Origin of the sequence: Rhodococcus maanshanensis NBRC 100610 (assembly GCF_001894865.1) — a bacterium.
GTDB classification, from domain to species: Bacteria; Actinomycetota; Actinomycetes; order Mycobacteriales; family Mycobacteriaceae; genus Rhodococcus_G; species Rhodococcus_G maanshanensis.
Genome location: NZ_BCXA01000025.1, coordinates 29,044 through 39,035 on the forward strand (window position 1 = coordinate 29,044; position 9,992 = coordinate 39,035).

Here is a 9,992-nt window from a genome sequence, read left to right on the forward strand (position 1 = left end):
AGTCTGGGATTTCCGACCGCATCGGAGGTGCCGATGAGCAGGCAGACCAAGCCGACCGTCACGATCGAGCGCGTCTACGACCACCCCGAACCCGAGCCGGGTGCCCGGATCTTCGTCGACCGACTCTGGCCGCGTGGCATCCGCAAGGACGCATTCCACTACGACGATTGGGCCAGGGATCTCGCGCCGTCGACCGAACTGAGGCGGTGGTACAGCCACGAGGCCGCGCACTTCAGGGAATTCCGGGCGCGCTACCGCGCGGAACTCGAGTCCGACGCCGGCCAGGAGGCGATCGCCCGCGTCGAGAAACTCGCGCACGGTCGCCCGCTGGTCCTGCTCACCGCGACAAGGGACCTCGAGCACAGTCACGCCGAGGTGCTCGCGGAGTTCCTGCGGGGGTCGGACTCGTGAGCTCCGCCGACGACCTCGGCGGCGACCCGGCGTGCTGGCTCGACCGGGTGTGCCCCGAGTGCGGGGCGTTCCGGCCCGACGGGACCGAGGACGGCTGCCAGCGGTGCGCGGGCGACGCCGAGCCGCATATCCCGGCGACCCGCCTGCCCAGCACCTAGAGTGGCGCCGGTGAGCGATGCGAAGCAGCCGACGCTGATCGACCGTGAGCCGTTGACCGCCGCCCTGTTCGAGGAATGGGACATCCTCGACGGCCTGCTGGCCGGGCTCACCGACCAGCAGTGGTCGAGCCCGACACCGCTCCCGGGCTGGACGGTGCACGATGTCGTCGCGCACCTGATCGGGATCGAGTCGATGCTGAGCGACGTCGAGCCGCCGCTGGCCGCGGACGAGGTGCCCGACTCTCCCCACGTCCACAATCCGATCGGCGCCTTCAACGAGCGCTGGGTGGCAGGCCTGCGCTCGCACAGCCACGCCCAGCTGCTGTCCGGGTTCCGCGACATCATCCGCACGCGCCGCGCGGCGCTGTCCGCGATGACTCAGGACGACTTCGACGCCCCGTCGATGACGCCGGTCGGCCCCGACAGCTACGGCAGGTTCATGCGTACCCGGCTGTTCGACTGCTGGTTCCACGAACACGACATCCGGGACGCCGTCGGCCTGCCCGGCGAGGAGGGCGGGCCGCGGGCCGAGTACTCGCTCGCGGAATTGATCGGGGGCCTCGGCTTCGCGGTCGGCAAGAAGGGCGGCGCGCCACAGGGCTCGACCGTGACCTTCGCGCTGACCGGCCCGCTCGCCCGCGACATCCACATCGCCGTCCACGGCCGCGCCGCCGTCGTCCCCGCCCTTGACGCGCCCGCGACCACGACGCTGCGGCTCGATTCGCGGCTGTTCACCCGACTGTGCGGAGGACGGGTGTCCGCCGCGGATCACGCCGGGGAGATAGAGATCCTCGGCGACGAGGCCCTCGGCCGCCAGATCGCGGCCAACCTCGCCTTCACCATCTGATGCGACTGTTCCTGTCCTCGTACAGGTTCGGGGCGGACCCCGATCGACTGCTGAACCTGCTCGACGGGCCAGGCCCCGTCGCCGTGATCGCGAACGCCGCGGACGCGTGGGAGGTGGGACGCGACTCGGCGGTGGTCAGCGACGTGGCGCCGCTGCGCCGGATGGGTTTCGACGCGCGAGAGCTGGACCTGCGCGAGTTCATCGGAGACCCGGAATCCCTGCGCGCGGAGCTGACGAAGCAGTCGATGGTGTGGGTGCGCGGCGGCAACACCTTCGTCCTGCGCGCCCAGTTCGCGCGGAGCGGCGCCGACCTGGTGCTGCCGGAGCTGCTGCGTTCCGACGCGCTGGTCTACGCCGGGTACAGCGCAGGCGCCTGCCTGATGTCACCGTCGCTGCGGGGTCTCGAACTGATCGACGATCCGGCGGAGGTCGGGCCGGCCTGCGGCACGCCTGTCATCTGGGAGGGGCTCGGCCTGATCGACCACGCGATCGTGCCGCACTTCCGCTCGCCGGGATACGGCAGCGAGGAGACGGCCCTGATCGAGGAGGTCGCGGAGGGCTACCGACTGGCAGGCACCCCGTACCGGACCCTGACCGACGACGACGCGATCGTCATCGACGGCCGGATATGAGTGATGGCCGGGCCCTGCTGGCCCGGCCACCGCTGTGCCGTTGGTCAGCCGAATCCGACGATCCGGTCGGCGGGGATGTGGACCGGCAGGAGGGAGGGACGGCGCATCGTCTTGAGCCGGCGGCGAGAGACCTCATCCGCGCCGTCGAGCAGCGCGTCGACCAGAAGCTCCGGGTCCCGCCGCCAGGCCGAACCGATCACCTCCACCGCATTGTCGGTGAACAGTCCGGAATCGGTCAGGGCGTCGCGCCACTGCGCGAACTCTCCCCCGCGCACCAGATCGATCGCCCAGGCGTCGATCTCGCCGCCGTCGAACTCGTACGACAGCACAGCGCTGACGAGGTCTTTTGTGTGGGATCCCAGGTCTCTCATCGTGTCGGTCCCTTCGTCAAATACTGACGGCATATTCGCTGTAACACTGTGTGGTGCTGTGGCGATAACTCACGCTATCGCCGATTCTGTGCCCAGAACGTTCGGCTCGCCAACGATCTGATAACAGAGTGACTGGCGGGACGAAAGTGACTCATGTGGGCAAGCAATGCCGCTTTCAGGCGACCGTCGCACGGGCGACCGAGCCCACTCCGTCGAGCAACGCGTCGACGAGCAACTCCGGGTCGCGTGACCAGGCGGCCCCGATCGTCTCGACCACCGAGGGGGTGAACATTCCGGAGGACCCGACCGTGTCGAGGAACTCCCCGAACTCGCCCGACCTGATGGCGCCGATCACCACCTCGTCGGCCATGTCTTGATCCTCGAACTCATAGGCGAAAATCGCGCGGATGATCCCGTCGACTCCACTGGGCAGCCCGCTCATCGCCCACCTCTTCCCGATCCATATCGGACGCCTACCGAAATTGGTCTGCGTCTACGTGTAACGCATTCGCGCTACCGAGCGATAGGGGGAAACTTAGCCCAGCGGGCGGGGAGATTGGGTTGCTGTTGCGAGAACCTTCGGTTACGAAACGACAACTCCGACCGTATGCGGGTACCGGCGCCGTTATAAGCGGTGTGCCTCCAGCGAGCCGCAAGCAGTCGCCAGCGGTGATTTTCGAGCGACCTGCAAGCAGTCGCCAGCGGTGATTTTCGAGCGACCTGCAAGCAGTCGCCAGCGGTGTGACTCTCGAGCTCAGATCCCGAGCGAAGCCGACAGCTGCGGCAGCGACTTGCGCAGGTCTTCCTGCCAGTACCCCCACGAATGGGTCCCGTTCGGCCGGAAATCGACAGTGGCCGGGATGTTCAGCTCGCGCAACCGGTCGGCCAGCTGACGGGTGCACTGATTGGTGGCGGCCTCGATCGCGCCGCCGATGACGATCTGATCGGCGAGCGGGGGCGACTTCGGGTTGCGCGGCGCGTTCGGATCCTCGTGCACACCGGGCAGTCCGTTACCCGTGGAGATGTAGATGGACAGGCCCCGGAGCTTCTCGGCATTGAGGTAGGGGTCGTGCTCGCGCCAGGCAGGCCCGTCGTACGGGCCCCACATGTTCGTGGTGTTCGCGCCGCCCATCACCTCGACGACCGTGCGGATGTACGCCTGGCCGACCGGGTCGCTCGTACGCGCGCAGCCGCTGTAGGCGGCGACACCCTTGTAGAGCCCGGGCGACTGGATCGCGAGGTCGAGGACCGAACCCGCCGACATCGACAGGCCGCCGATCGAGTTCACCTTGTTCGTACCCAGCGCTTTGTCGATCACCGGCGGCAGTTCCTTGGTGAGGAAGGTCTGCCACATGTGTGCGACCCCCAGCTTGGGGTCGACCTTCTGCCAATCGGTGTAGTAGCTGAAGATGCCCGCGGCGGGGATCACGACGTTGACGTTCTTGTCGGCGAAGAGCTCGAGGATGTCGGTCTGGTTCTCCCAGTTCGCCCCGTCCTCGCCTCCCCCCGCGCCGTTGAGCAGGTACAGGGTGGGCCGCGGCTCGCTGGTGTCCGCGGGCCTGATCACCTGCAGCGGGATCGCGCGCCCCATTGACGGCGAGTAGACGTTGACGTCCCACTGGCGGTCGGTGTGCTTGTCGATGCCCTCGACGCGCGCAGCGGTGGGAGTCTGCTCGGCGGGGGTCGCAGCGGCGGGCGCAACGCCCAGCAGAGCCGCGGTCAACAGCGTTGCCGCCAGCGTTCGTGCACGCACTTCGCTCCCACTTTCGCTCGAGAATCGTGCGCCACCCTAGTTCGCTTTCCCGAATCGGACGTACGTCCATTCAACAGAGTGGCACACGTCACATTTTCTGGATTCGATGCGCACCCAACTCGAGAAACAGCCAAGCCCGCCGGCTTTCGGTGCCATAGACTCCGCCCGTGCTACCCCAACTGGTATCCGTCATCATTCCCGCATATAACGGTCTTCCGCTGATCGACGAACAGCTCGACGCGTTGGCCGCGCAGGACTACACCGGCGCCTTCGAGGTCGTGGTGAGCGACAACGGGTCCACCGACGGCCTGCGGGAGCACCTGGCCCGCCATCCGCTCGCCGATCGCCTGCAGCTGCGGTGGGTCGACAGTTCCGACAAACAGGGCACTCCGCACGCCCGCAATGTCGGTATCGCCGCCGCGCATGGCGACTTCCTCGCCTTCACCGATCAGGACGACCGGGTCCATCCGGGCTGGCTGACCGCGCTCACTCTCGCCGCACAGGACTTCGACGCGGTCGGCGGAGCGGTGGAAACGGCGTCGATCAACACGGCCGAGGTGGCCTCGTGGCGCCCGATGCCCGCAACGGACGAACGCTTCAAGGAGATCGGCTACCTGCCCTACGCGATCGGGTGCAATTTCGGAATCTGGCGTCCGATAATTGAGAAGGCCGGCGGCTTCGATGAGTCCTTCACTCGGGGCGGGGAGGACATGGCTCTGTCATGGACACTTCAGCTCAAAGGCTTCACCCTCGGCCACGCCCCCGGTGCCCTGGTGGCCTACCGTTTTCGGACCACCTACCGCGACACCTGGCGCCAGCTGCGCGGATACGGCGAAAACTCGGTCAAGCTCTATCTCGCCTTCCGTGAGCATGGGTTCCCGCGACACTCCGGGAAGAATCTCGCGCTCTCCACTGCCGGAGTCATACTCCTCAATCCGGTTGTGCCCCGATTCATCGCGCGGATCCCGCGCGGAATGTGGTTCGCCCAGACCGGCTTCCTGGTCGGCAAGATCCGTGCCAGCATCAAATACCGGGTGTTCTATATCTGAGTTCGCCTCGTCGCCGTGCTCGCTGTGGCTATCATCCCCACGTGACCGCACCTGCACGCGTACCCAGCTTCGTTTCCGTGATCATCCCGGCGTACAACGCCAAGCACACGATCGACGCACAGCTGTCGGCGCTCGCCGCCCAGGACTACCCGGGCGGGTTCGAGGTGATCGTAAGCGACAACGGGTCCACCGATGGGTTGCAGGATCACATTCGGAACCATCCGCTGGCACAGGACCTGACCCTGTCGGTCGTCGACAGCTCCACCTCCCCGGGCGCCGCGCATGCCCGCAACGTCGGCATCTACCAGGCCAAGGGCGACTTCCTCGCATTCTGCGACGCCGACGATCAGGCCCACCGACAGTGGCTTTCCGCCCTGGTCGAGGCGGCCCCCGCGAGCGATGCGGTCGCAGGCACTGTGGAGACCTACACCCTCAACTCCGCTGAGGTACAGCGGTGGCTGCCGATGCCCGACCCGAGCGAGAGGCCCATGTTGTTCGGTTGGAAGCCCTCACTCTTCTCGGGTTCCTTCGGAATGTGGCGGACGACCTCGGAAGCCGTGGACGGGTTCGACGAACGCTACGCGCGCGGCGGCGAGGACAACGACCTCGCGCTGCGCATCCACCTCGCGGGATTGAGCCTCGCCCACGCGCCCGAAGCGCTTGTCTCGGTCCGTCTACGCAGCACGTTCAGGGACGTGTGGCGCCAGATGGTCAAGTACGGCGAAGCGGATGCCAAGGTCTACGCTGCCTACGTCGATCAAGGCGTACCCCGTCGGCCCCGACTCGCCGTCTTCGTCGAGGTCCTGCGACTTACGCTGACCAATCCGCTTCTGCCGCAGCGGATCTCGGGTACCTCGCGCGGACACTGGGTACAGTCCTGCGCACATCTGGTCGGCAGGACGATCGGTAGCGTCAAGTACCGGACGTACTTCCTCTAGGCGAGCACCCATGCTTTCAGAGAGAATCGACTCACCCGGCCGTAGGATCCGCGGATGACTCGTGATCTGCCGCGCCTGGTGTCCGTCATCGTCCCCACCTTCAACTGCGCTCACCTGATCGAGGTGCAGTTGACCGCGCTCGCCGAGCAGGACTACCCGGGTGAGTTCGAGGTCATCGTCAGCGACAACGGGTCAACGGACAACCTTCCCGCGCTCCTCACGAACCACCCCCTGGCGGCGCTGCTGAACCTGCGATGCGTCGACTCCGCGGGGGTCGTGGGCGCCTCGCATGCCCGGAACGTCGGGATCGGACACGCGCGCGGCGACTTCCTCGCGTTCTGCGACGCCGACGATCGGGCGCACCCGAACTGGCTCACGGAAATGGTCAAGGTGGCGTCGACCTCCGACGCGGTTGGCGGGCCCATCGAGACCGCTTCCCTCAACGCCCCGCACATCGCGAAGTGGCTACCTGTCCCGCCGCCCGACCAGCAAGGCTCCGCCGCGGGGATGTTCCGCATTGTAGGTAGCTGCAATTTCGGGTTGTGGCGCAGCGTCTTCGACGCAGTCGGCCCCTGGGACGAGTCTTACGTCACCGGCAGCGAGGACGCCGACTACTGCCTGCGGCTGCAATTGGCCGGGTTCGGTCTTTCGCACGCGCCGAAGGCCCTGATGGCCTACCGGGTCCGTACTTCGCACTCTGAGTTCCGAAAGCAGCAGTCGGCGTGGGCCCAGTCACAGGTCCGGATTTACGCGCAGTACCGCGACCGCGGCGCCCAGCGTCCGCCGCTGACGATGTCACCCATGCAGCTAATCATGCTCGCACTCCACAACCCTGCCCTCCCCCGGTCGCTGAGGCAGCTCTCCTACGGCGAGTGGCTGTTCTACGCGGCCGGCATCGCCGGGCGGGTCCGCGGCAGCATCAGGCACCGGGTGTATTTCGTCTGACGGTGGGTGGTCACACGGTCGCAGTGGCGCCCGCCAACCTCCGTGCACCCTGCTGCCTGGCGCGCCGCAGCTCGCGCCGCGGGGACCCGAGCAGGATTTTCGCGCGAGACGCCCGATCAGGGCCCCGGACCACCGAGGCCAGGAACAGGTCCGTCCACACCAGGCACCCCCATCCGAATCCGCTCGCGCGCAACGACCGCGGCAGCGAACGGTCGGCCACTACCTTGGACAGGATCCGGTAGCGGTCCAACCAGTCCTTGTTCTGTGCGGCGTTGACAAAGGACTCCGATGCCCCGTGGTGGTATCGAATCGACAATTCGTCCGGGGTCCACGCCACCGTCGAGCGTTGCATGATGCGCATCCACAGGTCCATGTCGACGAGCTGATAGATCCCCTCGTCCAGGCCGCCGACATCGAGGGCCGTGCTGCGCCGGACCATCACGCAGGTCGGCTCGCCCACCCAGTTCCCCCGCGCACCGCTGCGGACATACTGCGCCACCAGCGCGGCGCCGTCGTTGGTGGACCCCAGGTCCCGAAAGTTCTGCTCGAGGCGTCCATGCCGCTCGCGCCAGGTCACGTCCTCGGTCTCGATGATCCTCGGCGCGAAGGCGAGCCCGATTGCGGCGTCGTCGAACAGCGGCGAGAGGGTCGAAAGGCAGCCCGGCAGCAGGCGGTCGTCGCCGTGCACGAACTGGATCGCCCTGCCCCTGGCCAGGCTCAGACACCGATTGTGGTTGCCGACGAGACCGAGCCTGACCTCGTTGCGAAGGACTCGTGCGTTCTCGCCGGCCAGAGAGCGGGCAATCTCGTAACTGCCATCGGTGGAGTCGTCGTCGACGATCAGGAGCTCGAAGTCCCGGAAGTCCTGACCGGCGATGCTCTCCAGGCAGCGCGCGATGGTGTCGGCGTTGTTGTACATCGGGATACAGACGCTGACCGCCGGGGCCGAGCATTCGGTTTCGACTGACACTTCTCTCCCTCACCTGGCTCAGGTATCGATCGACGCTCGCGGACGCCGCGCCGGCCATTCAACCAGCCCGGCCGACCGCTGTCGGCGATATTTGGCAGCGCGGGGTCCGAGGGAGCGGGTTCGAGAACTTTGAAGGACGGTAGCGGTGCGAACGGGTTACCCTCTCCACTGGCCCGCGCAGCGCGGGCGGGGAGACGGGGGTCGACTCGGCGGCACAGCCGCCGCATGTCGCGAACCGTCGGCAAGGGCGGAGCACATGAATCTATTCCGGTTGCGGCGGACCTCGAAGCTCAAGGACATCGAGAAGGTCCAACGCCTGGGGCTCGGCACCGTCGGGGTGGGAACCTACGGAAACCCGAAGATCCTCACCTTCACCCACGACCCGACGCGCCTGACGATCGGCTCGTACTGCTCCATCGCGGACGAAACGCTGATCGTGCTCGGCGGTCAACACCCCACCGACGAAGTAACGACCTATCCCTTCCGGATCATGCTCCAGCTCCCCGGGGCGGGCGAGGACCGTCACCCCCTGCCGAAGGGTGACATCGTCATCGGCAGCGACGTGTGGATCGGTGCGCGCGTGACCATCCTCAGCGGTGTCGACATCGGGCACGGCGCGATCCTCGGCGCGGGTGCCGTCGTCTCGAAGGACGTGCCTCCCTACTCCATCGTCGGCGGCAATCCGGCCCGTCTCATCAGGAAGCGGTACGACGAGGAGACGATCGACAAGCTGCTGCAGATCTGCTGGTGGGACTGGCCGCAGCAGAAGATCGTCGAGAATCTGGAACTCCTGTCCGCACGCGATCCGTCCGAGTTCCTCGAGCGCCATCTGCCCGCTGCCGGCGGCGACCGGTCCCGAGCCTGAGCCAATTCATCGTCATGAGTCGTGAGGAACGCATGCCAGCGCAAAGCCCTGACCTCGTCTCGGTCATCATCCCCGCCTACAACGCGATGGGTGTCATCGATGTGCAGTTGACCGCACTGGCGGAGCAGGACTACCAGGGCACGTTCGAGGTCATCGTCAGTGACAACGGGTCAACGGACGGCCTCGCCGAGCACATCGACGGCCACCCGCTCCGGGAGGTCCTCGACCTCCGCCGCGTAGATTCGTCCGCCACGAAGGGCGCCCCCCACGCCCGCAACGCCGGAGCGGCGGCGGCCCGCGGCGAATACCTGGTGTTCTGCGACGCCGACGACATGGTGCACCCGGAATGGCTCGGCGCCTTGGTCGCGGCCGGGCAGGAGTACGACTCGGTGAGCGGGCCGGTCGAGACAACCACCCTCAACACCCCGAAGGTCGCCTCCTGGCGCCCCGTGCAGCCGCCTGACAAGCCTGAGGAGACACCCGGATTCCTCAACTTCGGACTGTCGGGCAATCTCGGGATATGGCGTAGCGTCTTCGACTCGGTCGGCGGCTTCGACGAGTCGTTGAACGTCTGCGAGGACATCGACATCTCGTGGCGACTCCAGCTCGCGGGCTTCACCCTGGGCCACGCGCCCAAGGCCATGGTGGCCTACCGCCTGCGTGACAACTACCGTGCGCTGTGGCGCCAGGCCTTCGCGTATGGTGAGGCCGGACCGCAGTTGTACAGGGACTATCGATGTTACGGCCTGCGGCCCACCAAGCCGTTTCCGCTCCTGGTTTACGTGCTGGCCCTGGTGTTCAGGAGTCCTATCGTCCCCCGGTTCATCTCCCGCCTTTCCATGGGCGGGTGGATCTACTACACGGCCTTCTTGGCTGGCCGGCTCTCCGGCAGCATCAAGGAACGGATCTGGTGCGTCTAGACGAACCAGGCGCAGTGCCGGAACCCCTCCGGAGTGTTGATCGAGAGGGACTCCAGCGCGCTGCTCACGAAGCCGATCTCGCGAGCGACTTCACCAGCGCCGACAGCCACCGCTGGTGCGCACGATCGATGGC

Annotated in this window: 13 protein-coding genes; 9 read left to right on the top strand and 4 right to left on the bottom strand. The window is 66.8% G+C overall.

What is annotated here, in order from left to right:
- Nucleotides 1-33 precede the first annotated feature (33 nt).
- The 4 genes from RM1_RS13305 to RM1_RS13315 are packed head-to-tail and all read left to right on the top strand — an operon-like array spanning nt 34 to nt 2,048.
- The gene (locus RM1_RS13305) at nt 34-411 is read left to right on the top strand and encodes a DUF488 domain-containing protein (protein ID WP_027501546.1); all 378 of its coding nucleotides are present in this window, start codon (nt 34-36) and stop codon (nt 409-411) included.
- Nucleotides 408-569 (top strand): hypothetical protein, encoded by a 162-nt coding sequence (locus tag RM1_RS26420; protein ID WP_169922318.1) that lies wholly within the window; start codon nt 408-410, stop codon nt 567-569. Before RM1_RS13305 ends, RM1_RS26420 begins: the two co-directional genes overlap by 4 nt.
- Nucleotides 570-579: 10 nt before the next feature.
- A complete protein-coding gene (locus tag RM1_RS13310) occupies nt 580-1,416 on the top strand; it encodes a maleylpyruvate isomerase family mycothiol-dependent enzyme (protein WP_072751911.1) in 837 nt (278 codons plus the stop codon).
- Nucleotides 1,416-2,048 carry a Type 1 glutamine amidotransferase-like domain-containing protein gene (locus RM1_RS13315; protein WP_072751819.1) on the top strand — a complete coding sequence of 211 codons (633 nt, stop codon included), beginning with the start codon at nt 1,416-1,418 and terminating at the stop codon, nt 2,046-2,048. Before RM1_RS13310 ends, RM1_RS13315 begins: the two co-directional genes overlap by 1 nt.
- 44 nt (nt 2,049-2,092) lie before the next feature.
- On the opposite strand, the gene RM1_RS13320 is transcribed toward RM1_RS13315, so the two are convergent.
- The 3 genes from RM1_RS13320 to RM1_RS13330 all read right to left on the bottom strand — a co-directional run bounded on the left by RM1_RS13320 (nt 2,093) and on the right by RM1_RS13330 (nt 4,172).
- Nucleotides 2,093-2,419, bottom strand: a complete 327-nt coding sequence (locus tag RM1_RS13320) for a hypothetical protein (RefSeq protein ID WP_097213754.1) — start codon at nt 2,417-2,419, stop codon at nt 2,093-2,095.
- Between the two features lie 175 nt (nt 2,420-2,594).
- Nucleotides 2,595-2,861: a hypothetical protein gene (locus RM1_RS13325; RefSeq protein WP_072751821.1), complete on the bottom strand. Its 267-nt coding sequence runs from the start codon at nt 2,859-2,861 to the stop codon at nt 2,595-2,597.
- Nucleotides 2,862-3,173: 312 nt separating this feature from the next.
- Nucleotides 3,174-4,172: an alpha/beta hydrolase gene (locus RM1_RS13330; protein WP_245816294.1), complete on the bottom strand. Its 999-nt coding sequence runs from the start codon at nt 4,170-4,172 to the stop codon at nt 3,174-3,176.
- A gap of 167 nt (nt 4,173-4,339) precedes the next feature.
- Here RM1_RS13330 and RM1_RS13335 point away from each other — a divergent pair, with 167 nt between their 5' ends.
- From RM1_RS13335 to RM1_RS13345, 3 genes are read left to right on the top strand one after another with little or no spacing between them, the layout of a single operon-like run.
- On the top strand, nt 4,340-5,221 hold the full coding sequence (locus tag RM1_RS13335) for a glycosyltransferase family 2 protein (RefSeq protein ID WP_072751823.1): 882 nt from the start codon (nt 4,340-4,342) through the stop codon (nt 5,219-5,221).
- Between the two features lie 41 nt (nt 5,222-5,262).
- Nucleotides 5,263-6,159: a glycosyltransferase family 2 protein gene (locus RM1_RS13340; protein WP_072751825.1), complete on the top strand. Its 897-nt coding sequence runs from the start codon at nt 5,263-5,265 to the stop codon at nt 6,157-6,159.
- A 54-nt stretch (nt 6,160-6,213) separates the two neighbouring features.
- The gene (locus tag RM1_RS13345; RefSeq protein ID WP_072751827.1) at nt 6,214-7,104 is read left to right on the top strand and encodes a glycosyltransferase family 2 protein; all 891 of its coding nucleotides are present in this window, start codon (nt 6,214-6,216) and stop codon (nt 7,102-7,104) included.
- A 10-nt stretch (nt 7,105-7,114) separates the two neighbouring features.
- Here the strand turns inward: RM1_RS13345 and RM1_RS13350 are convergent, their stop codons facing one another.
- Entirely contained in the window at nt 7,115-8,074 is a 960-nt protein-coding gene (locus RM1_RS13350) for a glycosyltransferase family 2 protein (RefSeq protein WP_072751828.1), read from the bottom strand.
- Nucleotides 8,075-8,330: 256 nt separating this feature from the next.
- On the opposite strand from RM1_RS13350, the gene RM1_RS13355 reads away from it, so the two are divergent.
- Nucleotides 8,331-8,939 carry a CatB-related O-acetyltransferase gene (locus RM1_RS13355; RefSeq protein WP_072751830.1) on the top strand — a complete coding sequence of 203 codons (609 nt, stop codon included), beginning with the start codon at nt 8,331-8,333 and terminating at the stop codon, nt 8,937-8,939.
- A gap of 32 nt (nt 8,940-8,971) precedes the next feature.
- The gene (locus RM1_RS13360) at nt 8,972-9,859 is read left to right on the top strand and encodes a glycosyltransferase family 2 protein (protein ID WP_072751832.1); all 888 of its coding nucleotides are present in this window, start codon (nt 8,972-8,974) and stop codon (nt 9,857-9,859) included.
- Nucleotides 9,860-9,992 lie beyond the last annotated feature (133 nt).